Here is a 24,282-nt window from a genome sequence, read left to right as displayed (position 1 = left end):
GGCTCAGCCCCCCTGGACCGCGGTGAGGATTTCGACCCGGTCGCCGTCGCCCACCGGGGTGGCCGGCCACTGCCCGCGCGGGACCACGGTCTCGTTGAGGGCCGCGGCGACGCCGGCGGGGGCCGCGGTCAGGGTGGCGACCACCGTGTCGAGCGTGGTGCCGGCCGCGACCTCGCGCGGCTCGCCGTTGACGGAGACGGATACGGGCAGGCTCATGCGTACGACTCCTGACGTGCGGCGGAGAACCGGCGGGGGCTGAAGGGGCGCGCGATCTCCGGAAGTTCACCGGTGGCCAGCAGCTCGACGAGCACCTCACCGGTGAGCGGGGTCAGCAGCACCCCGTTGCGGTAGTGCCCGGTGGCCAGGTGCAGGCCCGGCAGGTCGGTCGGGCCGAGCAGCGGGGCGTTGTCGGGCGAGCCGGGGCGCAGCCCCGCCCGGGTCTCGGTGAGGGGGAGTTCGGTGATGCCGGGGACCAGTTCGTGGGCGTCGCGCAGGAGTTCGTAGACCCCGCCCGCGGTGACCGTGGTGTCCCAGCCGAGTTCCTCGCTGGTGGCGCCGACGACGAGTTCGCCGTTCTCGCGCGGCACCAGGTAGACGTGGCTGCCGCGGACGACCGCCCGGACGGTCCGGGAGAGGAACGGCGCGTAGGCCGGGGGCACCGCCAGCCGCAGGACCTGTCCCTTGACCGGCCGTACGGGAGGCACCACCTCCGCCGGTACGCCCGCCAGCCGGCCGCTGAGCGAGCCCGCCGCCAGCACCACCTGGCCGGCGCGCAGCTCCGTACCGTCGTCGAGCGCGGCCCCGGCCGCCCGGTCGGCGGTGACCAGCAGCCGTTCCACCGCCGCCCGGTGGATGATCACGCCGGCCCGCTCGCAGGCGGCCAGCAGGGCGGCCGCGAGGCGGCGCGGGTCGACCTGGTGGTCGCCGTCCACGCGCAGGCCGCCGCGTACGCCCGGGGCGAGCATGGGTTCCAGGCGGCGGCATTCGCGGCCGGTGAGCCACTCGGACTCCAGGCCGCAGCGGCGCTGCAGCGCGTGCAGTTCCCGCAGGTGGAGCCGGTCGTCGGCGTCGAGGGCGACGGCGAGGGTGCCGCAGGTGCGGAAGCCGATGTCGATGCCGCCGCTCGCGTCGGCGAGCTCGGCGGCGAACTCGGGATAGCGCGCGGCGGAGGCGAGGCCGAGGCCCAGCAGGGCTTCCTCGCCGTAGTGCAGCTCGGTGACGGGGGCGAGCATGCCGGCCGCGACCTGGGCGGCGCCGCCGCCGGGTGCCGGGTCGGCGAGTACGGTGCGCAGTCCGCGCGCCGCGGCCCGCCAGGCGGTGACCAGGCCGATGATCCCGCCCCCGATGACGAGGACGTCGGATCCCTTCAGAGATGAGTGCATGGGCGTCCAGCCCCTCCCTTCGCCGGCATGACCCGGATCAGGTTCGTACGGTCGGAGGCCGGCCAGCCTCCCTCTCAGCCCGGTGCGCCGGACTCCCGCGATAGGTACGGTGGCCAGACTAACCCGGCCGCGGACGGCCGGTAAGGCGGCACCTATTCCTGACGGAGCGTCAGATGACTAGGGTGGCCGGGTGAGCGAGCAGACGGAACACAATCAGCGCGGCGTCGTGATCGTCGGCGCCGGAATGGCCGGGGTGCAGACCGCGGTCGCCCTGCGCGAGCAGGGCTTCGACGGCCCCCTGACCCTGCTGGGAGCCGAACCCCACCAGCCCTACGACCGCCCCCCGCTGTCCAAGGCGGTCCTGCTCGGCAAGGCCGAGGACTCCGCCTTCGACGTGGACTTCGAGGAGCTCGGCATCGAGCTGCGCCTCGGCACCGAGGTCACCGGACTGCGGGCCGCCGACCGCGAGCTGGACACCGAGGCCGGCCCCGTCCCGTACGAGGTCCTCGTGCTGGCGACCGGCGCCGAGCCGCTGACCCTGCCCGGCACCGAGGGCGTCCCGGGCGTCCACCTGCTGCGCACCCTGGACGACGCGGCACGGCTGCGCCCGGTCCTGGCGGCCGCGCCCCGGGCGGTGGTCGTCGGGGCGGGCTGGATCGGCGCCGAGTTCGCCACCGCGGCCCGCGAGGCGGGCTGCGCGGTGACCGTGGTCGAGGCGGCGGACCGGGTGCTGGCGGGGGCGCTGCCCGCCGAGGTCGCCGCGCCGATGGCGCGCTGGTACGAGGAGGCCGGCGCCGAGCTGATCACCGGCGCGAAGGTGGCCGGGATCGAGGAGGGCCGCGTCCTGCTCGCGGACGGGCGCGCCCTGCCGGCCGGCGCGGTCGTCGTGGGCATCGGCGCCCGGCCCGCCACCGGATGGCTGGGCGGGAGCGGGGTGGAACGGGGCCCCGACGGCTCGGTCACCGCGGACGCGTACCTGCGCACCTCCCTGCCCGGGGTGTACGCCGTCGGCGACTGCGCCTCCTTCCCCTCCGGGCGGTACGGGAAGCGGCTGCTCGTCCACCACTGGGACAACGCGCTCCAGGGGCCGCGGACGGTCGCGGCGAACATCCTGGCCGAGGTCGGGGCCGGGGCCGGGGAGGCGGGTGAGGTCTACGACCCGGTGCCGTACTTCTGGTCGGAGCAGTTCGGGCGGTTCGTGCAGTACGCCGGGCACCACGGCGGGGCCGACACCCTGCTCTGGCGCGGTGACCCCGCCGGGGCGGCCTGGTCGGTGTGCTGGCTGCGGGCCGGCGCGCTGGTCGCGGTCCTGGCGGTGGGCCGCCCCCGCGATGTGGCGCAGGGCCGCAAGCTCATCGAGGCAGCGGTGCCGCTGGACCCGTCCAAGGTGGCGGACCCGGCCACCCCCCTGAAGTCGGCCACCGCCTGACGGCTCCGGGGCGCGGCGGCGACCCGTACGGGCCGCCCAGGTACCGACGGCGGAGCCGAGATGGCAGGCTTGTGTCCGTGACCGAGATTGACGCAAAGATCGATGCCCTTGTCCCCTCGTGGCTGTACCTCCCCGACATCGCGGAGAAGCTGGACATCGAGGTGACCCGGGTCCGCCAGATGGTCAAGGAAGGGCAGCTCATCGCCGTACGCCGGGGCGAGAACCGCGCCCTGCAGGTGCCGGCCCCCTTCATCGACGGTGACAAGGTCGTCAAGGGCCTGGTCGGGCTGCTGACCGTGCTGCGCGACGACCGCTTCACCGACGAGGAGATCCTGGAGTGGCTCTTCACCGAGGATCCGACCCTGCCCGGCACGCCCGTGCAGGCGCTGAGCGAGAATCGCGGCACGGAGGTGAAGCGCCGCGCTCAGGCGCTCGCCCTCTGACCTGATCCGCAGTTCGCTCCACCGCGGTGTACGGGCCCCGCGCCCGTACACCGCCTCCACCACGGGGGGTTCACCCATGCAGCTGTCCGACGCCCGGCTCTACCTCTGCACGGACGCCCGCAAGCGGCAGGGTGACCTCCCCGAGTTCCTCGACGCCGTCCTGGCCGGAGGCGTGGACATCGTCCAGCTCCGGGACAAGGGCATGGAGGCGGGCGAGGAACTCGAACACCTCCGGGTGTTCGCCGAGGCCGCACGCCGCCACGGCAAGCTCCTCGCCGTGAACGACCGCGCCGACGTCGCCCACGCCATCGGCTCCGACGTCCTCCACCTCGGCCAGGGCGACATCCCCGTCCCCGCGGCCCGCGCCATCCTCGGCGAGGGAGTGCTGATCGGCCGTTCCTGCCATGCCGAGGACGAGGTCGACGCGGCCGTCGCCGAGCCCGGCGTGGACTACTTCTGCACCGGCCCCTGCTGGCCCACGCCCACCAAGCCCGGCCGCCACGCCCCCGGCCTGGGGCTGGTCCGGTACGCCGCCTCGCTGGAGCAGGACCGCCCCTGGTTCGCCATCGGCGGCATCGACAGCACGAACCTGGACGAGGTGCTGGACGCCGGCGCCACCCGCGTCGTGGTCGTCCGCGCCCTCACCGAGGCCACCGACCCCGGTGCGGCCGCCGCCGAGCTCGCCAAGCGCGTCCGGGCCCGGCTCGGCTGAGTCCTGTCCGCCCGGACAGAGAGCGGGGGCAGGACGCTCCCTAGCGCCTCGGACCGCCGCTTGACCAGAGCCGGCCCTCCAGGTGTCCAAAAACGTGTCCAAAAGGCGGACGGCGCTTCGGTGACCGGCCGGCCGCGTCTAACCTGCCCCCATGGCCTCTGGTACCGCTTCCACCTGGTCGGATCGTGCACACACGGTCCGCGACCTCCTCGCGTCCGGGCGCTCGTACTCCTTCGAGTTCTGGGCCCCGAAGACGGAGAAGGGCGAACGCAACCTCTGGAACGCCCTGCGCCGGGTCGAGGCGGTATCCCCCAGCTTCGTCTCCGTGACCTACGGAGCCGGCGGCTCCACCCGCGGCGGCACCGTGAAGGCCACCCAGGAGATCGCCGCGGACACCACCCTGACCCCCGTCGCGCACCTCACCGCCGTGGACCACTCGGTCGCCGAGCTGCGCAACGTCATCGGGCAGTTCGCCGACGCCGGGATCCGGAACATGCTCGTCGTGCGCGGAGACCCGCCGGGCGACCCGATGGGCGAGTGGGTGGCGCACCCCGAGGGCGTGCACTACGCCGCCGACCTGGTCCGCCTCGTCAAGGAGTCCGGCGACTTCTGCGTCGGCGTCGCGGCCTTCCCCGAGATGCACCCGCGTTCGACGGACTGGGACACGGACATCCGGCACTTCGTGGACAAGTGCCGCGCGGGCGCCGACTACGCGATCACCCAGATGTTCTTCGATCCGGAGAATTATCTGCGGCTGCGCGACGGCGTCGAGAAGGCGGGCTGCGAGACCCCGATCATCCCCGAGGTCATGCCTGTTGTGGCGATCAAGCAGCTCGACCGGCTGCCCCAACTCAGCAACGCGGTCTTCCCCGCGCACGTGAAAGAACGCATGCTCGCCGTCAAGGACGATCAGGCCGCTGTACGCTCCATTGGCATCGAGTTCGCCACGGAGTTCTGCGCGCGGCTGCTGTCCGAGGGTGTCCCGGGGCTGCACTTCATCACGCTGAACAATTCCACGGCGACTCTCGAAATCTACGAGAACCTGGGCCTGCACCAGCGGGCCTGAGCGGCCGCCCCCCGTTCCCGCGCCGGCGGCCGTACCGAGAGGGGCCATGCATGGGAATGACGGTCCTCTACATCGCGTTCGGTTTCGTCGCGCTGTGGCTGCTTGCCGAGGTCCTGATGCAGTACAAGGCCCGGCTCCGCTGGCGCCTGCTCGCCTTCGCGGGCTTCCTCGGCGTGGTCGCCGGAGTGGTGCTGCCGTCGGTGCTGGTCATCGGGGTCGGCGCGGCGGCGTTCGCCGTGGGCCAGACCCTGGTGACGCTCTCCTTCCGCAAGGGCTTCGTCGCCGGCTGGGCCCTGCGCCGTGGCGGGGAACCCGTACGGCAGTCCAGACGCCGCCGGTCCGGAAGCCCGGCGACGCGGCAGGAGCCGGCGCTCCAGGTCACCGCGCTCGCCTACGAGGACGCGGACGGGGCGGCGGACGAGCGCCCGTACCGGGCCGCGGCCGAAGATGAGGTCTACAGCCCGGAGCCGGTGCCCGAGGAGACCGGGTCCTACGGGATACAGAGCTTCGCGCAGGCCCCCGAGGCAGGCCAGACGGCGGCCTTCGCCTCGCCGTTCACCACGGCGGAGCAGGACGCCCACCAGTACGCGGCGTACTACGACCAGCAGAACCAGGGCGGCGGGTACGACTACTCCGGCGGCTACCCGACGGGCGGGCAGCAGCAGGTCTACGCCGCCTACTCGGACCCGTACATCGGCACCGGCGGCGGTGTCGCCCCGCCCCAGCCGTACGACTACAGCGCGTACGCCGGCTACGGGCAGCAGCAGTACTCCACGGACACCCCGCCCGGCGGGGTCTGGGTCCCCCAGCAGCGGTCCACCGACGGGGCCGGTCAGCCCTACCCCGCGGACGAGCAGGCCGAGCCGCCGCAGCAGCAGTACCCGTACTCCCAGCCCGGCGAGTACGAGCAGTACCGCTACTGACCCCCGCGCGGACCGGTCCGCGGACCGGTCCCCGGACCGGTCCGCCCATCCCTGCGCGCGGTCACTGCGAGCCGCGGAACTCCGCGCCCTCCACGATCAGCCCGGCCACCAGCGCCCCGGTCATCCCGGCGTGCGGCAGCCCGCCGCCGGGATGCGCCCAGCCGCCCGCCAGGTAGAGCCCCGGCACGTCCGTGGTGTTGGCCGGGCGGAGCAGCCGGCCGCCGGCCCCCGCGAGGGCGGGCGGCGGCACCGCGCCGCCCGGCGCACCGGTCGCCGCCTCGACATCGGCCGGCGTACGCACCTCGTGCCACAACAGCCGCTCCCGCAGCCCCTGGACGGCCTTCTCCGCGAGCTCCAGCAGCTCCCCGGGCTCCGAGGTCCCGGGCCCGTACACGGCGCTCACGGTGACCGCCTCGTGCTCCGCGTCGGGCCGGGTGGCGGGGTCGTCCGGGCGCAGCACGGTGGCCTGCGCCCCCGGCGCGTGCACCAGGGTGCGGTGGACGGCCGTGGCGGGGCGGGCGCCGCGCAGCGCGAGCAGCAGCGTGATCCGGCCGGGTGCCTGCGACCCGCGGGCCGGGGCAGCGTCCGCCGGCCGCAGCGGCGGGGCGGACAGCTGCCGGGGGTCGACCGCGCAGACCACGTGATCGGCGGCCACCTCACTGCCGTCGGCCAGCAGCAATCCGGCCGCGCGACCGTCGCGGACCAGCACCTCGCGCACCTCCGCCCCGAACGTGAAGGCGACCTTCCGCTCCAGGCAGCGCTCGTACACGGCGGTGGCGAGGGCGCGCATGCCGCCGCGCACGTACCAGCTGCCGAAGGTCTGCTCCATGTACGGGAGCACGGTGGCGGAACCGGGCGCGGTGGCGGGGTCGATCCCGTACGTGCGCACGACGCCGGTCAGCAGCTCGCCGAGGGCGCCGCCCAGCTCCCGGTCGGCCACCTCGGCGAGGGTCGGCGGGCGGCGGCGGAACAGCCCGGCGCGGCGCAGGGCCGGGTACGGGTCCTCGCACAGCGCCTGCCGGGCCCCGTCCCGCAGCGGTTCCTCCAGCAGCGGGCGGCGGGTGGCGTCCCAGGCGTCCCGGGCGCGGCCCAGCAGGGCGTTCCAGCGCTCGCCCGCGCCCTGCCCGAAGGCGGTGTCGAGGGCGCCGGCGACCCCGCCGTGCGAGGCGCCCGGCAGGGCGACGTCGATGCCGTGGTGGGGCAGGACGTGCCGGACGGCCGGGTCCACCTGGGCCAGGTCGACGCAGTCCTCCAGGGACCGCTTGCCGGTCTTCACGAACAGGTCGCGGTAGACGGCGGGCAGGTGCAGCAGCCCGGGGCCGGTGTCGAAGGCGAAGCCCTCGCGCTCGTACCGGCCGACGGCCCCGCCGTAGGTCGCCCCGCGCTCGTACACCGCCACCTGATGCCCCGCCACGGCCAGCCGGGCCGCCGTCGCCATCGCGCCCATCCCGGCGCCGATCACCGCAATTCGTGCCATGGGGCCGAGCCTATCGACCCCCTCGGGCCGCCCGTCGTCAGAGGGGTGGGGCCCCGGTGACCTCGCGGGCCTCGGCGGCCAGCCGCTTCTCCTCGCGGCGCTGCGCGCGGCGGCGCAGGAAGCGGCGGATCCGGCTCCAGAGGAAGACGAGTATGGCCAGTCCGGCGGCCAGCAGGACGGCCGCGATGATCGCGGCGGCCTGCGGGTTGAACATCGCGAAGGTGACGAGGCCGGCCACGCCGAGGTCCTCGGCGATGCTCACGGCCACGTTGGTGAAGGGCTCGGGTGAGGTGTTGATCGCCATCCGGGTGCCGGCCTTGACGAAATGGCTGGCCAGCGCGGTGGAGCCGCCGATCGCACCGGCGGTGATGTCGGACAGCGAGCCGCTCTGCCCGGCCAGCAGCGCACCGATCACGGCTCCGGAGAGCGGGCGGATCACAGTGTGGACGGCGTCCCATATCGAGTCGACGTACGGGATCTTGTCGGCGACCGCCTCGCAGAGGAACAGCACCGCGGCGACGATCAGCACGTCCGTGCGCTGCAAGGACGCCGGGACCTCGTCGGTCAGACCGGTCCGGCCGAAGACGCCGAGCAGGAGGACCACGGCATAGGCGTTGATCCCACTGGCCCAGCCGCTGGTGAAGACCAGGGGGAGCACACTCATTGGATCATCATGTCGTACGGGCACCGGTCCGGCGGACAGAACGCGGGCACGGTGACAGAACGGGGACAGAACGGCGAGGGGACGGTCGCCCGGCGGCGGCCGTCCCCTCGCTCACACTCTTCGGGGGCTACTGCCCCTGCTCGTCACGGCGGCGCTGCCACCGTTCCTCGATGCGGGTCATCATCGACCGACGCTGCCGGCTGCGGCCGTGGGCCGCACCGTCTGCACTTCCGGAGACGGGCTGCTCGCCAGGCTTGGGTGCCTTGCGCCAACCGGTGACCACCAGGACCGTACAACCCAGCATGACGAGGAATCCCACCACGCTGATCCAGAGCACGTTCGGAATGATCACACCGGTCATGAGGAGCGCGATACCCACCACAATGCCTGCGACTGCCTGGTAGACCCGTCGCCGGGTGTACGTACGCAGTCCGCTTCCCTCAAGCGCTGTCGCGAACTTGGGATCTTCGGCGTACAGCGCTCGCTCCATCTGCTCGAGCATTCGCTGCTCGTGCTCCGAGAGCGGCACGGGAGTCCTCCTCATCCGTCGGTCGCGGGGGGTAGCGACCAGGGGTCCCCTTCAGGATAGGCGGGGAATCGCCCCCGTGACACCCGCCCTCTACGCCACGTTCCAAAAAGACACACAGCCCAGAAATGACACAGCCGGTAAAACCACTGCTCGAAAACCGTACCGCCGCGGGAGCGGTCACTGAGGCCCTTATTCCCCAATGGTCCGTCCACCATGCCGGTCACTGCACTCGATCATACGGGGCCGACCGCCGGAACGTAGGGTCTGCGGCCGACTCCGTGCGCGGAAGATCGCAGTTCAGGCCTGCTTCTGGCCGAGGACGTGCAGCTGGGTGGCGACCGCGTGGAAGGCGGGCAGCTCCGCCGCGGCCTCCTCCAGACGCAGCAGCGCCTCCACCGCGCCCGGCTCGGTGTCCACCAGGACCCCGGGGACGAGGTCGGCGAAGATCCGCACGCCGTGGACGGCGCCGACGGCCAGGCCGGAGCCGCCGACGAGCTCGGAGAGCTGTTCGGCGGTGAAGCGCCGCGGCACGGGGTCGCCGGAGCCCCAGCGGCCGGCCGGGTCGGTCAGGGCGGTGCGGGCCTCGGTGAAGTGCCCGGCCAGCGCGCGGGCGAGCACCGCTCCGCCGAGGCCGGCGGCCAGCAGGCTGAGCGTGCCGCCGGGCCGCAGGGCCGCGACGGCGTTGGCCACGCCCTCGGCCGGGTCGTCCACGTACTCCAGCACGCCGTGGCAGAGCACCACGTCGTACGCGTCCCGCTCGACCACGTCCAGCAAACCCTGGGCGTCGCCCTGGACGCCGCGGACCAGATCGGCGACGCCGGCCTCGGACACCCGGCGCTCCAGCCCGAACAGCGCGTTCGGGCTGGGGTCGACCACGGTGACCCGGTGGCCCAGACGGGCCACCGGCACGGCGAACTTGCCGGTGCCGCCACCTGTGTCGAGCACGTCCAGCACGTCCTGCCCGGTCGCCTTCACCCGGCGGTCGAGCGCCTCCTTGAGGACCTCCCACACCACGGCGGTGCGGAGGGAGGCACGGGGGCGGGAAGTGTCCGACACGGCTGATGGCTCCTCGGCGCGGTAGGGAAGGGGTGAGCGGTCCGTGCCCCACCCCGGTCTACCTTATGGCCTTCCGCAGCCGGGCAGCTCATCGTGCGTCCGGACGCTCCGGGCGCGGGGGCGGCAGGGCCTGCTGCAGGCTCGGAGCGGGCGCCCGGGCGGCGAGCATCCGCTCCACCAGGCGCAGGAACATCGAGGCGGCGCGCACCAGATCGTCCGCGTCCCGGCCGCTCGCCGCGTCCGCTATGCCCGCCTCGGCCCGGGCCCGGCGGGCCGCACCCGAGGCGAAGAGCGCGCTCCACTCGGCGAGCTCCGGCGCCAGCTCGGGCAGCAGCTCCCACGCGCTGCGGATCCGGGGCCGCCGCCGCGGGTTCACCGGCTCGGGCCGGCCGCGCGCGGCGAGCACGGCCGCGGCGGTGCGCAGGGCGGCCAGGTGCGCGGTGGCGTACCGCTCGTTGGGCCGGGTCAGCAGGGCGGCCTCGGTCAGGCCGCTGCGGGCCTTGGCGAGCAGGTCGAGCGCCGCCGGATCGGCCGTCGACTTGCGCAGGACGGGGTGGACAGGGGACGGGGACGGTGTGGCCATGACGAACCTCCTGTCGATGCGTTGCCCCCATCGTGACCTGCCCCACTGACAATCGCCCTGACCTGCACTTTTATGGTCGTATCCCCTGCAACTGCCCCCTCCTGCACACCTGGTGCGCAAGAGGATGCTAGTTTTTGAACTGACCGGTCAGTTCAAAAAGAAGGGGGACGGCGTGGACAGCCCGCACGGCGCGGCCGTCAAAGCCGAGGACTTCGGACTCAAGGGCCCGCGCGGCTGGGTGTTCCGGGGAATCGGCATCGACGCGGCGCCCGGCTCGCTCATCGCGGTCGAAGGCCCCTCCGGCAGCGGCCGGACCTGCCTGCTCCTGGCCCTCACCGGACGGATGAAGCCCACTCAGGGCCACGCCGAGATCGACCAGCACCGGCTGCCGAAGAAGATGGCCGCCGTCCGCCGGATCGCCGCCCTCGCCCACGTCCCCGGGGTCAACGACCTCGACCAGGCCCTCACCGTCGCGGAACAGCTGCGCGAGGGCGCCCTGCTCCAGCGCCGCTACGACGCCCCGGTGCGCGCCCTGCTGCGGCCCCGCGCCGAGCGCCGCGCCCGCGCCGCGGCCCGGATCGACGAGGCCCTGGCCGCCGCCGGACTGGACCTCGCCACCCTGCCCAAGGGCGAGCGCACCTCCGTACGGGACCTGGAACGCCTGGAGGCCGTACGGCTCTCCGTCGCCATCGCCCTGCTGGGGTCCCCGCGGCTGCTGGCCCTCGACGACCTCGACCTCAAGCTCTCGGACACCGAGCGCACCGAGGCCTGGGCCCTGCTCCGCTCGATCGCGGCCCGCGGGACCACGGTCCTCGCGGCGTGCAGCGAGGCGCCGGCCGACGCGGTGGTCCTGCGGACCTCCCCGAAGGAGCCGGACGCGGCGGCCGCACCGGAGGCACCGGAGGCGGCCGTCACCGGCCCACCGGCGGCCGCCGACCGGAAGATCACCTGGGGAAGCGCCGCCAAGAGCGCCCCCGCGGCCGAGGCCGAGGCCGAGACCGAAGCCGAAGCCGAAGCCGAGGCGGAAGCCGAAGCCGAGGCGGAAGCCGGCCCGGACACCGCCGCCACCGCCGAGAACGACACCGAGAACGACACCGAGAACGACGACACGAAGGGGGCGGACGATGAGGTCGCCGAAGCTGGCCGCGCTTGAGATGAAGCGGTTCGGGCGGGGGAAGCTGCCCGTCGCCGCCCTCATCGCGCTGCTCCTGCTCCCGCTGCTCTACGGAGCCCTGTACCTCTGGTCCTTCTGGGACCCGTACCACCGCCTCGACAAGGTGCCCGTCGCCCTCGTCAACTCCGACCGCGGCGCGACCGTCGACGGCAAGCACCTGGACGCGGGCGGTGAACTCACCAAGAAGCTCCGCGACAGCAGGACCTTCGACTGGCGCGAGGTCAGCCCCAAGGAGGCGGCCAAGGGCCTGGAGAACGGGACGTACTACCTGACCCTGACCATGCCCGAGGACTTCAGCGCGAAGATCGCCTCCAGCGCGGGCGAGGACCCCGCCACCGGAGCCCTCCAGGTCCGCACCAACGACTCCAACAACTACGTCGTCGGCTCCATCTCGCGCTCCGTCTTCTCCGAGGTCCGCTCGGCGGCGTCCGCCAACGCCTCCCGCGGGTTCCTCGACAAGATCTTCGTCAACTTCTCCGACCTGCACGACAAGACCGCCGAGGCCGCCGACGGCGCCGACAAGCTCAAGGACGGGGCGGGCAAGGCCCAGGAGGGCGCGAAGGAGCTCGCCGAGGGCCTCGACACGGCGGAGGAGAAGACCGGCGAGCTCAACAGCGGCCTGAAGAAGCTCAACACGGCCGCCGGGAAGCTGGAGACCGGGTCGAAGGACGTCGCCGACGGCACCCAGGCCCTCGCCGACAAGGTCAACGGGGCGGCCGACAAGGCCCGCCCCTTCGTCAAGGACCCCAAGAACCTGGCGGACACCGCCGAGCTGGTAGCCGACAGCGCGAAGGTGGTCAACGGCCACCTCGACACGTTCGCCGAGAAGGCACCGGCCGCCGCGGCCGCCGCCAAGCGAGCCTCCACCGGCGCGGACGCCTACTACACCAAGCACTGCGTCACCCCCGGCGGCGAACCGCACCTCGCCTCCTGCCCCGACCTGAAGAAGGTCAGGGACGACGCGGCCGAGGCCGCCGAGCTCGCCGGTGACGTCAGCGCCCTGGTCAAGAACGCCAACGGGGACGTCGGCAAGCTCCGCACCCAGCTGACCGACCTGGAGAAGAAGGCCCGGGAACTCGTCGTCAAGGCCCCGCAGCTCGCGGGCGACCTCGACGCGGCCGTGGCCAAGGTCAACGCCCTCAACACCGGCGCCCACAAGGTCGCCACCGGCATGGCCCAGCTGCACACCGGCCTCGGCTCCGCCACCACCGGCTCGGGCAAGCTCAGCGACGGCGTCGGCAAGCTCGGCGACGGCGCCCACCGCCTCGACGGCGGCATGTACAAGCTCGTCGACGGCACCGGCGAGCTCGCCGGCGGCCTGCACGAGGGCGCGGGCAAGATCCCCGACTACGACGAGCAGCAGCGCGACGCCCGCACCGAGGTCATGGCCGACCCGATCAGGCTCGCCAACCAGTCCCTGCACAAGGCGCCCAACTACGGCACCGGCTTCGCGCCCTACTTCATCCCGCTCTCCCTCTGGGTCGGCGCGATGGTCGCCTACATGCTGATCGCGCCCATGAACCGGCGGGCCCTGTCCGCCGGCGCCTCGCCGTGGCGGATCGCCCTCGCCGGCTGGCTGCCCGTGGTGGGGATCGGCGCCGCCCAGGTCGCGCTGCTGATGTCCGTGCTCCGCTGGGCCCCGGACCTCGGCCTCAAGATGGCCCACCCGGCCCTCACGATCACCTTCCTGCTGCTGGTCAGCGCCTGCTTCGCGGCGATCATCCAGTGGCTCAACGCCAAGTTCGGCGCGGCCGGGCGGATCCTCGTCCTCGCCGTCCTGATGCTCCAGCTGACCTCCGCCGGCGGCACCTACCCCGTGCAGACCAGCCCGGACTTCTTCAACGACATCCACCCCTACCTGCCGATGTCGTACGTGGTCGAGAGCCTGCGCCACCTCATCACCGGCGGCGACCTCGCCCCGGTGTGGCAGGGATTCGCGGTCCTCGCGGCCTTCACCGTCGGAGCGCTCGCCCTGACCTCGCTCGCCGCCCGCGGCAAGCAGGTGTGGACCATGGACCGACTGCACCCCGAACTGAGCCTGTAGGGATGTGTTGACCTGTGACAATCAGCGCCATGGACAGCAGCAGCACCGGTACGGGTACCGGCGGGGCCCGTCGGCAGGCCACCCGGCAGAAGCTCTACGAAGCGGCCGTCACCCTCATCGCGGAGCAGGGGTTCTCCGCGACCACCGTCGATGAGATCGCCGAGCGGGCGGGCGTCGCGAAGGGCACCGTCTACTACAACTTCGCGAGCAAGAACGACCTCTTCGAGGAGCTGCTGCGGCACGGTGTCGGGCTGCTGACGGTCTCGCTGCGGACGGCGGCGGAGGAGACGGAGGCGCGCGGCGGCAGCCGCGTCGAGGCGCTCGACGCGATGATCCGCGCCGGCCTGGTCTTCATCGACCGCTACCCGGCCTTCACCCAGCTGTACGTCGCCGAGCTGTGGCGGACCAACCGCGCGTGGCAGTCCACGCTGATGGTGGTCCGGCAGGAGGCGGTGGCCGTCGTGGAGAAGGTGCTGCGGGAGGGCGTCGAACGCGGTGAGCTGAGCGCCGAGATCGACGTGCCGCTCACCGCGGCCGCGATGGTCGGGATGGTGCTGGTGGCCGCGCTGGACTGGCAGTCCTTCCAGAGCGAGCGGTCCCTCGACGACGTCCACTCGGCGCTGTCCCTGCTGCTGCGGGGCCGGGTCAGCGGCAACCGCTGAGCCCGCACGCCGCGGCGAGCACCCCCCGGTCGGCGGTGCCGCGGGGGCGCGGCAGCCCGTACAACTGGTGGGGGCCTGCCGCGACGGCTGAGTATCCGTACCTAGGCGCGGAGATGAGTACGTGCGCGGATGGCTCCCACCTGCGCAGACGCCAGACTGGGAGCAACGGACAGGAGACCCGGTCCGCACCGCCGACACGGGGCTGCGGAGCGGACCGGGTACCTCCTACCGTGGCCGGGCGGGGGACATGGAACCCGGTGACGCAGTACGCGAACGCGGCGGGGCTCGGGGGGATCGAGCCTCGCCGCGTTTTCGCGTCCGCGGGTTCGGCCGTCTCCTCCCGGGCTCGGCCGTCTCCTCCCGGGCTCGGCCCGGCGCCCCTCAAAGACCCGGGGCTCCGCCCCGGACCCCGCTCCTCAAACGCCGGAGGGGCTGGATTCGTGCCGGCGGGGCTGTACTTCAGCCCCGCCGGCGTTTGAGGCGCGGGTCTGGGCGGAGCCCAGGAGGACGGCCGCAGGGCCGGAGGTCAGCCGCGGCCCCGGAGGGGGAGCCGGAGGCGGGCGGCGGTCAGGTGGGCCGAGACCCACGAGGTCACCGCGGACCAGCGGGTCGAGGCCGACCAGGCCAGGCGGGTGGCCGAGCGGGGGAGGAGCAGGGCGCGCAGGCGGGCCGGGCGGCTCACCGCGGCCAGCAGGCCCGCGCGGGTCAGCAGTACGTCGTCCGCCAGCCCCGGGTACGAGACCTCCGCGCCCGGCGGCGCGTACAGGGCCCGTTCCACCGCGCCCGCGACCCGGTGGACCGCGGCCGCGGCCTCCGGATCCAGGCGGCCCAGGTCCACGACCCGGCCTGCGGCCCGGCGCGGGGACAGCGCCTCGTCCGGGACCACGCCCACGTCCCAGGCGGCGTCGCCCAGCTCCCGCCACGCCGTCAGGACCTCCCCGGTCCCCAGGCGGCGGGCCCGCAGCCGGCTGCGCCACAGCAGTGGCAGCAGCGGCACCGCCAGGACCGCGAGCACGGCCGCCGTCCAGCCGAGCACCGTCGTCAGCGACGGCCCGTCGCCGTGGGTCGGGCCCTGCGCGGCCGCCGGCGTCCCGCACTCGCCGAGCTTCTTCAGCGCGGGCGGGCACTCGGCGGACGCCGAGGGCGCCGCCGACGGCTGCGCGGAGCTCTGCGAGGGCACCGGCGCCGGCGCGGACGGCTGCTGGGCCGCCGGGGTCTGCGGCCGGGAGTAGTCCGGCACGTTGATGCCGGAGCGCGGCGTCGGCTCGAACCGCGTCCAGCCCACGCCCTCGAAGTACAGCTCCGGCCAGGCGTGCGCGTCCCGCATCGACACGTTCACGCTGCCGTCGGACTGCTTCTCACCGGGTGTGAAGCCCACCGCCACCCGCGCCGGGATGCCCAGGCTGCGGGACATCGCCGCCATCGAGAAGGCGAAGTGGATGCAGAAGCCCTCCTTGTCGGCGAGGAACCGCGCGACCGCCTGCGGGCCCGTGCCCGAGGCCGTCCTCGTGTTGTAGCGGAAGCCGCCGTTCACGGCGAAGTAGTCCTGCAACTTCACCGCCCGCGTGTAGTCGTCCTTCGCCCCCTGCGTCACCTGGCGGGCCGTGTCGGCGACCACCGCCGGCAGGTTGTCCGGCACCTTCGTGTACTCGTCGCGGACGGCCCGGTCCGGCTCCGGGGCCTTCTGCAGCTGCTGCGCCGTCGGCCTCAGCAGCAGGCTCTGCACCGAGTAGCCCGCGCCCTGGACGTTCTGGAACTTGTCCCTGCCCAGCTGGTCGCCGACCAGGGTCCGGCCGGCGGGCTCGAACCGCCACTTCCCGTCGATCTTCACCGAGGTCGCCGGATACGGCATGGGGAGGTAGCGCTGCGTGTAGCTGTCCGCGGCCGAGAGGGTGGTGGTCACCTCCGTCGAGGTCACCCGCACCTGGTCGCTGAGCCCCGTCGGCTTCGGCAGCACCTCGGGCACATCGGTCAGGGCCCGCCCGGAGGCCTCCCACTTGACGCCGTTGAACTCGTCCAGCGCGAGGATCCGCAGGTACTGCTCGCTCTGCTGCGGGCTGTTCGTCCGGTACTTGAGGATGACCCGGTTGTCCTGCGCGTTCAGGTTGCTCTGCAGGGAGACCAGCGGGTTGACCGCCGAGATGGTCCCGCCCGCACCGCCGCCGTCCTCGCCGCCGTCCTGATTGCCGCCGAGCAGCCCGCCGCCGAGGGCGGGCAGCGCCGCCGGCACCGCCAGCGCCACGCCCAGGGCCACCGCGCCGATCCGCCGTCCGAACCGTGCCGGGGCCGTCGCCTGCCCGCCCGCACCACTGCTCAGACCGGAGTCGGCGGAGCCCTTGCCGCGCGGGGCCGCGCCGAAGACCCGGCCCCACTGCGCGAGCCGGTCGCGGCCCTCGGCCAGCAGCATCAGCAGGTACCCGCAGCCCGCCAGCAGGAAGGAGAACCAGGAGGCCTCCCCGCCGCCCGACAGACCCGCGGCCACCGAGTACAGGGCGAGCAGCGGCAGTCCGGCCGCGGCGGCCGTCCGCGCGGCCACCGCCAGCGTGTCCACGAGCAGCCCGATCAGCAGCGTCCCGGACACCAGCAGCAGCCGGATGCCGTCCGTCAGCGGGGCCGGGATCGCGTACTCGCCGACGTCCCGGACGCCCTGTCCGAACAGCGAACCGAAATCGTCCACCAGGTAGGCCAGCGGCCCGCTCCCCGTGGACTCGCCCTTGCCGGCGAAGAGGAACACGAGCAGCAGCAGGGACACCAGCAGCTGCGCGGCCACGGTCAGCGACCGCGCCAGCGGCACCCGCCGGGCCCCGGCCCCCACCGCGCTCTGGACGCCCAGCAGCAGCGCCCCCTGCAGCAGCCAGGCCTGGGACTCGACCAGCGGGGCCAGCGACCACGAGGTGAGCAGCGTCGCCAGTGCCGCGAACAGCGTCAGTTTCGCCCGCCCGCTCATGCCCGACCTCCGGAAGTCCCCGTACCGACGCGAGCGGTACCGGCCTGTCGCCACAGCTCGCCGAAGGCCACCCCGGGCGGGGCGGCCAGCGCCGTCCAGCCGGCGTCGCGCAGCCTGCGCAGCCGCTCCTCCAGCGGGGACACGGCGTGCCCGGGTGCGGGCTGCCCGCCCCAGGCCGCGGAGTCCAGTACGAAGGCCACCGCACCCGAGGTGCGCTGGCGCATCCTGGCCGCCAGTTCCGTCTGTACGTCGTCCAGGTCGCCGAGGAAGGCGATGAGGAGCCCGTCACCGCCGGCTCCGCCGAAGCCTCCCGCGCCGGCGCCGCGCACGGCGTCGTAGGCCCGCGAGAGCCCGGCGCCGTCGGAGTGCCCGATCACCGCGAGGGTGTCCATCATCAGTCCGGCGGCCTCCGCGGACTCCTGGCCGCCGGCGGTGAAGCCGCCCCCGCCGTCGCCGGGCACCGAGTCCCCGGTGTCCGTGAGCAGCCGTACGGAGAAGCCCTGCTCCAGCACGTGCACGAGGCTGGAGGCGGCCGCCGAGACGGCCCATTCGAAGGCGGAGTCGGGGCCGGCGCCGTCGAAGGCGAGGCGCCGGGTGTCCAGCAGGACGGTGGCCCGGCTGCGCTGCGGCTGTTCCTCGCGGCGGACCATCAGCTCGCCGTAGCGGGCCGTGGAGCGCCAGTGCACCCGGCGCAGGTCGTCGCCGCGCCGGTAGCCGCGCGGGATCACGTCGTCGTCACCGGCCAGGGCCAGCGAGCGGCGGCTGCCGTCGCCGTAGCCGTTGGACTCGCCGGTCAGCCGGACCGGCGGCAGGGGCTCGGTGCGCGGGATGACGGTGAGGGTGTCGTAGGTGCTGAAGGAGCGGGTCAGCTCGACCAGTCCGAAGGGGTCGGTCAGTCGCAGCTGGAGCGGGCCCAGCGGATAGCGGCCGCGCAGGTCGGAGCGGACCCGGTAGGACACCTCGCGGCGTCCGCCGGGCTCGACCCGGTCCAGGACGAAGCGGGGGCGCGGGCCCAGGACGTAGGGCACCCGGTCCTGGAGCATCAGCAGCCCGGTGGGCAGCCGGGAGACGTTGTCCATGCGCAGCTGCACCCGGGCCTCGGCGCCCGCGGGCACCCGTCCCGGGCTCAGCCGGCGGCTGCCGGAGACCCGGTAGCGGGTGCGGTGCAGGGCGTAGACGCAGATCAGTGGGAGGACGGCGAGCAGCAGGCCGACGCGGAGCAGTTCGCCCTGGCCCAGGACGTACGCGCAGGCGGCCGCGGCTATCCCGGCGGCCAGGAACGAGCGGCCGCGGGTGGTCAGCCCGGACAGCGAAGCGCGGAACCCGCCGCCGTCCCCCGGGCCGCCGGCGCCGCGCGGGGCACCGGCGCTCATCAGAAGCCCCGGATGCCCGCGCCGGGCGGCATCTCGCCGCGGGCGTGCGCGGCCGGGACGGGGGTGCGCTGCAGGATGTCGTGGACGACCTGCTCGGCGGTGCGCCGGTTCAGCTGGGCCTGGGCGGTGGGCAGCAGCCGGTGCGCGAGGACCGGGGCGGCCAGGGCCTGGACGTCGTCGGGCAGGACGTAGTCCCGGCCGGCGAGCGCGGCGGAGGCCTTCACGGCGCGCAGCAGGTGCAGGGTGGCGCGGGGGGAGGCGCCGAGCCGCAGGTCGGGGTGGCTGCGGGTGGCGGCGACGAGGTCGACGACGTAGCGCCGGACGGGCTCGGCCACGTACACCTCGCGGACGGCCTCGATGAGCTTGATGATGTCGTGGGCGTGCGCCACGGCCGTCAGGTCGTCGAGCGGGGAGACCCCGCCGTGCACGTCGAGCATCTGGAGCTCGGCCTCGGGGCTGGGGTAGCCGACGGAGACGCGGGCCATGAAGCGGTCGCGCTGGGCCTCGGGCAGCGGGTACGTGCCCTCCATCTCCACCGGGTTCTGGGTGGCGACGACCATGAAGGGGCTGGGCAGCGTGTAGGTCGTGCCGTCGATGGTGACCTGGCGCTCCTCCATCGACTCCAGCAGCGCCGACTGGGTCTTCGGCGAGGCGCGGTTGATCTCGTCGCCGATGACGATCTGCGCGAAGATCGCGCCCGGCTTGAATTCGAACTCGCGGCGCTGCTGGTCGTAGATGCTGACACCGGTGATGTCGGAGGGCAGCAGGTCCGGTGTGAACTGGATGCGCTGTACCGAGCAGTCGATGGACTTCGCGAGCGTCTTGGCGAGCATCGTCTTGCCGACGCCGGGTACGTCCTCGATCAGCAGGTGCCCCTCGGCGAGCAGCACGGTGAGCGCGAGGCGTACGACCTCGGGCTTGCCCTCGATCACGCTCTCGACCGACTGGCGCACCCGCTCCGCCGTGCTGGTCAGATCCGCGAGGCTCGCTCGGTCGTCATACGTCGTCACCTTGGTTCTCCTCGGCCCATTCCCAGGGCCGACGCCCTTGGCGCATGACCGGCCCACCCCGAAACACGGACACCGGTCCCGGGGGATCCCGGGTGGTGCCACCCCGCATTCTTGACGGCGTTACGGCCTTGTGTCACTCAAGAGCTGGGATCGATCTCCCGCAGGAGCCCGGTGTGCACATCGAAGACGAAGCCTCGCACATCGTCCTTGTGGGGCAGGAACGGGTTGGTGCGGACCCGCTGCATGGACTGGCGGACGTCCTGGTCCACGTCCCGGAAGGCCTCGACGGCCCAGGCGGGACGCTGACCGACCTCGTCCTCCAGCTCGTGCCGGAAGTCCTCGGTCAGGCTTTCGAGACCGCAGCCGGTGTGGTGGATGAGTATCACCGTGCGGGTGCCGAGGGCCCGCTGGCTGATGGTGAGGGAGCGGATGGTGTCGTCCGTGACCACGCCTCCGGCGTTGCGGATCGTGTGACAGTCGCCCAGCTCCAGGCCGAGCGCCTTGTGCAGGTCGAGTCGGGCGTCCATGCAGGCCACGACGGCCACGTGGAGCACGGGCCGGGCGTCCATCCCGGGGTCGGTGAACTCCGCGGCGTAGCGCCGGTTCGCCTCGACCAGCCGGTCGGTGACGGATCCGCCGGCGGGCGCCTCGGACGCGGACTCTGCAGGCAGGGATGCGGAAGTCGTCATGGGTACGACGTTAATGGTCACGGCCGGTAAAGGCCGTGCGTGAGGTGGGACAAAGAACGTCAACGAGCCTTGTTGTGAGCTAACCCACAGGGGTGGGTATGCGGCGGCTGTTCGGGTGATTAGCGGCTTTTGCCGGTTCGGTCCGAGAGGCGTGGACGGCACGCGGGGCGGTTCGTTGACCGCGGCGACCGTTGCACTAAAGTGACGCGAACCGGCCGGAGCCCGGCCCTGACCGGCCGCCCGGCCCCCTGGTAACACTCCGCGTGCGCGGCGCGGCGTATGCCTGCCGCGCCGTTATCTGAGAGGGCGCTTTGACTAGCGAGTCCCGACATGTCCCGGTGATGCTCCAGCGGTGCCTGGACCTGTTGGCCCCGGCGCTGGAGAGGCCCGGGGCCGTCGTCGTCGACTGCACCCTCGGCCTCGGCGGCCACAGCGAGGCCCTGCTGACCCGGTTCCCCGAGGCCCACCTGATCGGCCTCGACCGCGACAAGGAGGCCCTGCGGCTCTCCGGCGAACGCCTCGCGCCCTTCGGCGACCGGGCCACCCTCGTCCACGCGATCTACGCCGACCTCGCCGAGGTCCTCGACGGGCTCGGCATCCCGGCCGTCCAGGGCATCCTCTTCGACCTGGGCGTCTCCTCCATGCAGCTGGACGAGGCCGACCGCGGGTTCGCGTACGCGCAGGACGCGCCGCTGGACATGCGCATGGACCAGACGACGGGCATCAGCGCCGCCGAGGTCCTGAACACCTACGCCCCGGGCGAGCTCGTCCGGATCCTGCGCCAGTACGGCGAGGAGAAGCAGGCCAAGCGGATCGTGTCCGCGATCGTCCGGGAGCGGGACAAGGAGCCCTTCACCAACAGCGCCCGGCTCGTGGAACTGATCCGCGACTCCCTGCCGCAGGCCGCCAAGCGCACCGGCGGCAACCCGGCGAAGCGGACCTTCCAGGCCCTGCGGATCGAGGTCAACGGCGAGCTCTCGGGCTTGGAGAAGGCCATCCCGGCGGCCGTGGACCGGATCGCGGTCGGCGGCCGGATCGCGGTGCTCTCGTACCACTCGCTGGAGGACCGCCTGGTCAAGCAGGTCTTCGCGGCCGGTGCGACCTCCACGGCCCCGCCCGGGCTGCCGGTCGTACCGGAGAAGTACCAGCCGAAGCTGAAGCTGCTGACGCGCGGAGCGGAACTGCCGACCGAGGAGGAGATCGCCGAGAACCGGCGGGCCGCCCCGGCGAGGTTCCGCGGCGTCGAACGCATCCGGGAGGCGCGGCTGTGACCAAGGCCGGGAAGGTCGCCACGCTGACCCGCGGGCAGGCGGCCCGGCTCGGCCGGGCTCTCGGCGGCCGCCCGGCCCGCCCCCGCCCCGGCGGGCAGGCCGCGCGGATGCCGTTCGTCCTGCTGGTCGTGGCGCTGCTCGGCGGCGGCCTGATCAGCCTGCTGCTGCTGAACTCGGCGCTGAACGAGGGCTCCTTCCAGCTGACCAGGCTGAAGAAGGAGACCACCGCCCTCACCGACGAGGAGCAGGCGCTGCAGCGGGACGTGGACGCCTACTCGGCCCCCGACGCGCTGCAGCGGCGGGCGCAGGAGCTCGGCCTGGTCCCGGGCGGCAGCCCCGTCTTCATCGGCCCGGACGGCAAGGTCGCCGGCACCGCCGTCCCGGCCGAGGCCTCCCCGAGCCCGACCGTTGCGGCCGCACCCCCGGCGCCCGCCTCGCCGGGCCAGCCCGTTGCCCCCAGCGGGCCGCCACAGTCCAACCCGACCTCTGGAAGGTGACGTCGTGACGCGGACCCCTGCGGGGCTTTCCCCCATCCCGCCCTTCCACCTCCCCCAGACCCCGTCCGGGAGGAGCCCCCACCCGGGCTCTGCCCGGACCCGGTCCTCAAACGCCGGACGGGCTGAAGGATTCAGCCTCGCCGGGCACATCCGGCCTCGCCGGCGTTCGAGGCGCGGGGCCGGGGGCGGAGCCCCGGATCTTTCAGCCCCGCCTGGGGGCACCCCCGGACGGAGTCCGGGGGAGTTCGAGACGCAGGGTCCGGGGCGGAGCCACAGGGCGCTCGCGCAGTGGCGCCGCGGCGCCATCGGCACGCCGCAGGCGGTGGTCGCGTGAGCCCGCAGGAGCCGCCGCGGCGGCGGGTGCCGGGGCCGGCCCGGCCGCCCAGGCCGGGTGACCGGGCGCGGGCGACGGCCCGCCCGGCCTCGCGCCCGGCGACCCGGCGGCCGGCGGCGGCCAGGCGGCCCCACACCATCCGGCTCGGCAGCCCCCGCCCCCGGCTGCGCCTCGTCAGCGTCGGCCTGACCCTCGTCATGCTCGCCTTCGTCGTCCGGCTGCTCCAGGTGCAGGCCGTCGACGCCTCGACCTTCTCCGCCGAGGCCTCCAAGAACCGCTACACCAGCGTCAAGCTGGCCGCCGAGCGGGGCGAGATCACCGACCGCCGCGGCGTGGCCCTCGCCACCAGCGTCGACGCGTACGACATCACCGCCGACCCGAAGATGTTCACGCCGCAGGAGAGCAAGGCCCCGGACGCCCCGGCGCAGGCCGCCGCCCTCCTCGCGCCCATCCTCGGCAAGGACGCCAAGGAGCTCGCCGCCCGGCTGAGCACCAAGAACACCCGGTACGTGGTCCTCGCCCAGCGCCAGACCCCGCAGGTCTGGAACCAGATCAAGGACCTCCAGCGGGTCTTCAGGGACAAGGCGGCGGCCGACAAGAAGAACAACGGCCCCGGCGCCAACGTCCTCGCCGGCGTGTTCAAGAAGGACAGCAGCAAGCGCGTGTACCCGAACGGCGACCTCGCCGCCGGGATACTGGGTTACGTCAACGCCGACGGCAAGGGCGGCGGCGGCCTGGAGTCCTCCCTCGACAAGAAGCTGTCCGGCAAGGACGGCGAGATCACCTACGCCCAGTCCGGCGGCCGCAAGGTCCCCACGGCCGGCTCCAGTGAGAAGCCCGCCGTCCCCGGCGAGGACATCGTGCTGACCATCGACCGCGACATCCAGTGGGCGGCCCAGAGCGCCATCGCCGAGCAGGTCCAGAAGTCCGAGGCCGACCGCGGGTACGTCATCGTCCAGGACACCCGCACCGGCGAGGTGCTGGCCATGGCCAACGCCCCCGGGTTCGACCCCAACGACCTGACCCGGGCCAGCTCCGCCGCCATGGGCAACGCCGCGCTCCAGGACGTGTACGAGCCCGGCTCCACCGCCAAGGTGATGTCGATGGCCGCCGTGCTGGAGGAGAAGAAGGCCACGCCCGAGACCCGCGTCGAGGTCCCCAACCGGCTGCACCGCGGCGACAGGCTGTTCAAGGACGACATCGACCACCCGACCTGGTACCTGACCCTCAACGGGGTCCTCGCCAAGTCATCCAACATCGGCACCATCCTGGCCACCGGCCAGCTCGGGCCCACCCAGCCCGAGTCCAACAAGGTCCTGCACTCCTACCTGAGCAAGTTCGGCATCGGCCGGCCCACCGGGCTGGACTACCCGGGCGAGTCCCGCGGCATCCTCGCCAATCCCGAGGACTGGTCCACGTCGCAGCAGTACACGATTCCTTTCGGCCAGGGCCTGTCCCTCAACGCCATGCAGGCGGCCTCCGTGTACTCGACCATCGCCAACGACGGGGTCCGCATCGAGCCGACCCTGGTGCGCGGCACCAAGGGCCCAGACGGCCGCCTCACCCCGGCCCCGGCCCCCGAGCAGCACCGCGTGATCAGCCAGGAGACCGCCAAGACCCTCGCCGCGATGCTCGAATCCGTCGTCGACGACCAGGAGGGCACCGGCACCAAGGCGAAGATCCCCGGCTACCGGGTCGGCGGCAAGACCGGCACCTCCAACCGGGTGGATCCGGCCACCGGCCGGTACAAGGGCTACACCGCCTCCTTCGCCGGTTTCGCACCCGCGGACAACCCGCGGATCACCGTCTACTGCGCCATCCAGAACCCGACGAAGGGCAGTTACTTCGGCGGCCAGATCTGTGGCCCCATCTACAAGAAGGTCATGGAGTTCGCCCTCAAGACCCTTCAGGTCGCCCCCACCGGAACCGCCCCCGCCGGACTGCCGGTCACCTACGAACCCGGCCCGCAGCCCGCCCCGCAGCCCAGTCCGCAGCCCGGTCAGTGACCCACAGCCCG

Annotated in this window: 22 protein-coding genes and 1 riboswitch; of the genes, 11 read left to right on the top strand and 11 right to left on the bottom strand. The window is 73.4% G+C overall.

The features are described from left to right. Nucleotides 1-3 precede the first annotated feature (3 nt). Nucleotides 4-216 (bottom strand): sulfur carrier protein ThiS, encoded by a 213-nt coding sequence (gene thiS / locus IF88_RS0104260; protein ID WP_030707386.1) that lies wholly within the window; start codon nt 214-216, stop codon nt 4-6. Then, nucleotides 213-1,382 (bottom strand): glycine oxidase ThiO, encoded by a 1,170-nt coding sequence (thiO, locus tag IF88_RS0104255; protein WP_030707385.1) that lies wholly within the window; start codon nt 1,380-1,382, stop codon nt 213-215. Before thiO ends, thiS begins: the two co-directional genes overlap by 4 nt. Further along, a riboswitch (TPP riboswitch) is annotated at nt 1,380-1,491 on the bottom strand. It overlaps the preceding gene by 3 nt. An 81-nt stretch (nt 1,492-1,572) precedes the next feature. Between thiO and IF88_RS0104250 the strand changes: the two genes are divergently transcribed. From IF88_RS0104250 to IF88_RS0104230, 5 genes are all read left to right on the top strand, one after another. Then, complete coding sequence (locus IF88_RS0104250; protein ID WP_030707383.1) at nt 1,573-2,811, top strand: NAD(P)/FAD-dependent oxidoreductase; 1,239 nt, start codon at nt 1,573-1,575, stop codon at nt 2,809-2,811. Between the two features lie 77 nt (nt 2,812-2,888). After that, entirely contained in the window at nt 2,889-3,254 is a 366-nt protein-coding gene (locus tag IF88_RS0104245) for an Rv2175c family DNA-binding protein (RefSeq protein WP_030707382.1), read from the top strand. A gap of 76 nt (nt 3,255-3,330) precedes the next feature. After that, a complete protein-coding gene (gene thiE, locus IF88_RS0104240) occupies nt 3,331-3,966 on the top strand; it encodes a thiamine phosphate synthase (RefSeq protein WP_030707381.1) in 636 nt (211 codons plus the stop codon). A 151-nt stretch (nt 3,967-4,117) separates the two neighbouring features. Continuing rightward, entirely contained in the window at nt 4,118-5,032 is a 915-nt protein-coding gene (gene metF / locus IF88_RS0104235) for a methylenetetrahydrofolate reductase [NAD(P)H] (protein WP_030707380.1), read from the top strand. 50 nt (nt 5,033-5,082) lie between these two features. Beyond that, nucleotides 5,083-5,955, top strand: a complete 873-nt coding sequence (locus IF88_RS0104230; protein ID WP_030707379.1) for a hypothetical protein — start codon at nt 5,083-5,085, stop codon at nt 5,953-5,955. A gap of 61 nt (nt 5,956-6,016) precedes the next feature. On the opposite strand, the gene IF88_RS0104225 is transcribed toward IF88_RS0104230, so the two are convergent. The 5 genes from IF88_RS0104225 to IF88_RS0104205 form a co-directional block, all read right to left on the bottom strand. Then, a complete protein-coding gene (locus tag IF88_RS0104225) occupies nt 6,017-7,432 on the bottom strand; it encodes a phytoene desaturase family protein (RefSeq protein ID WP_199808024.1) in 1,416 nt (471 codons plus the stop codon). Nucleotides 7,433-7,469: 37 nt separating this feature from the next. Beyond that, nucleotides 7,470-8,096, bottom strand: a complete 627-nt coding sequence (locus IF88_RS0104220; protein WP_037805486.1) for a DUF4126 domain-containing protein — start codon at nt 8,094-8,096, stop codon at nt 7,470-7,472. 127 nt (nt 8,097-8,223) lie between these two features. After that, nucleotides 8,224-8,625 (bottom strand): DUF3040 domain-containing protein, encoded by a 402-nt coding sequence (locus tag IF88_RS0104215; protein ID WP_030707374.1) that lies wholly within the window; start codon nt 8,623-8,625, stop codon nt 8,224-8,226. A 297-nt stretch (nt 8,626-8,922) separates the two neighbouring features. Further along, nucleotides 8,923-9,681: a methyltransferase gene (locus IF88_RS0104210; protein ID WP_030707372.1), complete on the bottom strand. Its 759-nt coding sequence runs from the start codon at nt 9,679-9,681 to the stop codon at nt 8,923-8,925. 88 nt (nt 9,682-9,769) lie between these two features. After that, nucleotides 9,770-10,264, bottom strand: coding sequence for an SAV_6107 family HEPN domain-containing protein (locus IF88_RS0104205; RefSeq protein WP_051836428.1), 495 nt, complete (start codon nt 10,262-10,264; stop codon nt 9,770-9,772). A 172-nt stretch (nt 10,265-10,436) separates the two neighbouring features. On the opposite strand from IF88_RS0104205, the gene IF88_RS0104200 reads away from it, so the two are divergent. The 3 genes from IF88_RS0104200 to IF88_RS0104190 are packed head-to-tail and all read left to right on the top strand — an operon-like array spanning nt 10,437 to nt 14,144. Then, nucleotides 10,437-11,417, top strand: coding sequence for an ATP-binding cassette domain-containing protein (locus IF88_RS0104200; RefSeq protein ID WP_030707367.1), 981 nt, complete (start codon nt 10,437-10,439; stop codon nt 11,415-11,417). Beyond that, the gene (locus IF88_RS0104195; RefSeq protein WP_030707365.1) at nt 11,389-13,482 is read left to right on the top strand and encodes a YhgE/Pip family protein; all 2,094 of its coding nucleotides are present in this window, start codon (nt 11,389-11,391) and stop codon (nt 13,480-13,482) included. Before IF88_RS0104200 ends, IF88_RS0104195 begins: the two co-directional genes overlap by 29 nt. A gap of 29 nt (nt 13,483-13,511) precedes the next feature. Further along, nucleotides 13,512-14,144 (top strand): TetR/AcrR family transcriptional regulator, encoded by a 633-nt coding sequence (locus IF88_RS0104190; protein WP_030707363.1) that lies wholly within the window; start codon nt 13,512-13,514, stop codon nt 14,142-14,144. A 526-nt stretch (nt 14,145-14,670) separates the two neighbouring features. On the opposite strand, the gene IF88_RS0104185 is transcribed toward IF88_RS0104190, so the two are convergent. The 4 genes from IF88_RS0104185 to IF88_RS0104170 form a co-directional block, all read right to left on the bottom strand. Beyond that, nucleotides 14,671-17,091, bottom strand: a complete 2,421-nt coding sequence (locus IF88_RS0104185) for a transglutaminaseTgpA domain-containing protein (RefSeq protein ID WP_030707361.1) — start codon at nt 17,089-17,091, stop codon at nt 14,671-14,673. Beyond that, nucleotides 17,088-18,464, bottom strand: coding sequence for a DUF58 domain-containing protein (locus tag IF88_RS0104180; RefSeq protein ID WP_030707356.1), 1,377 nt, complete (start codon nt 18,462-18,464; stop codon nt 17,088-17,090). The genes IF88_RS0104185 and IF88_RS0104180 overlap by 4 nt, the downstream gene beginning before the upstream one ends. Beyond that, nucleotides 18,464-19,474, bottom strand: coding sequence for an AAA family ATPase (locus IF88_RS0104175; protein WP_037805485.1), 1,011 nt, complete (start codon nt 19,472-19,474; stop codon nt 18,464-18,466). Before IF88_RS0104175 ends, IF88_RS0104180 begins: the two co-directional genes overlap by 1 nt. Before the next feature lie 137 nt (nt 19,475-19,611). After that, on the bottom strand, nt 19,612-20,163 hold the full coding sequence (locus tag IF88_RS0104170; RefSeq protein WP_030707352.1) for a beta-class carbonic anhydrase: 552 nt from the start codon (nt 20,161-20,163) through the stop codon (nt 19,612-19,614). 341 nt (nt 20,164-20,504) lie between these two features. On the opposite strand from IF88_RS0104170, the gene rsmH reads away from it, so the two are divergent. The 3 genes from rsmH (at nt 20,505) to IF88_RS0104155 (ending at nt 24,271) form a co-directional block, all read left to right on the top strand. Continuing rightward, nucleotides 20,505-21,434 carry a 16S rRNA (cytosine(1402)-N(4))-methyltransferase RsmH gene (rsmH, locus tag IF88_RS0104165; RefSeq protein WP_030707351.1) on the top strand — a complete coding sequence of 310 codons (930 nt, stop codon included), beginning with the start codon at nt 20,505-20,507 and terminating at the stop codon, nt 21,432-21,434. Next, complete coding sequence (locus tag IF88_RS0104160; protein ID WP_030707350.1) at nt 21,431-21,931, top strand: hypothetical protein; 501 nt, start codon at nt 21,431-21,433, stop codon at nt 21,929-21,931. Before rsmH ends, IF88_RS0104160 begins: the two co-directional genes overlap by 4 nt. A 330-nt stretch (nt 21,932-22,261) precedes the next feature. Further along, entirely contained in the window at nt 22,262-24,271 is a 2,010-nt protein-coding gene (locus IF88_RS0104155) for a peptidoglycan D,D-transpeptidase FtsI family protein (protein ID WP_107050463.1), read from the top strand. Nucleotides 24,272-24,282: the final 11 nt, after the last annotated feature.

It is taken from the genome of Streptomyces sp. NRRL F-2580, from assembly GCF_000720115.1.
In the GTDB taxonomy this organism is placed as follows: domain Bacteria; phylum Actinomycetota; class Actinomycetes; order Streptomycetales; family Streptomycetaceae; genus Streptomyces.
The sequence above is the reverse complement of the archived record's forward strand: the minus strand, read 5'-3'. Positions and strand labels throughout refer to the sequence as shown.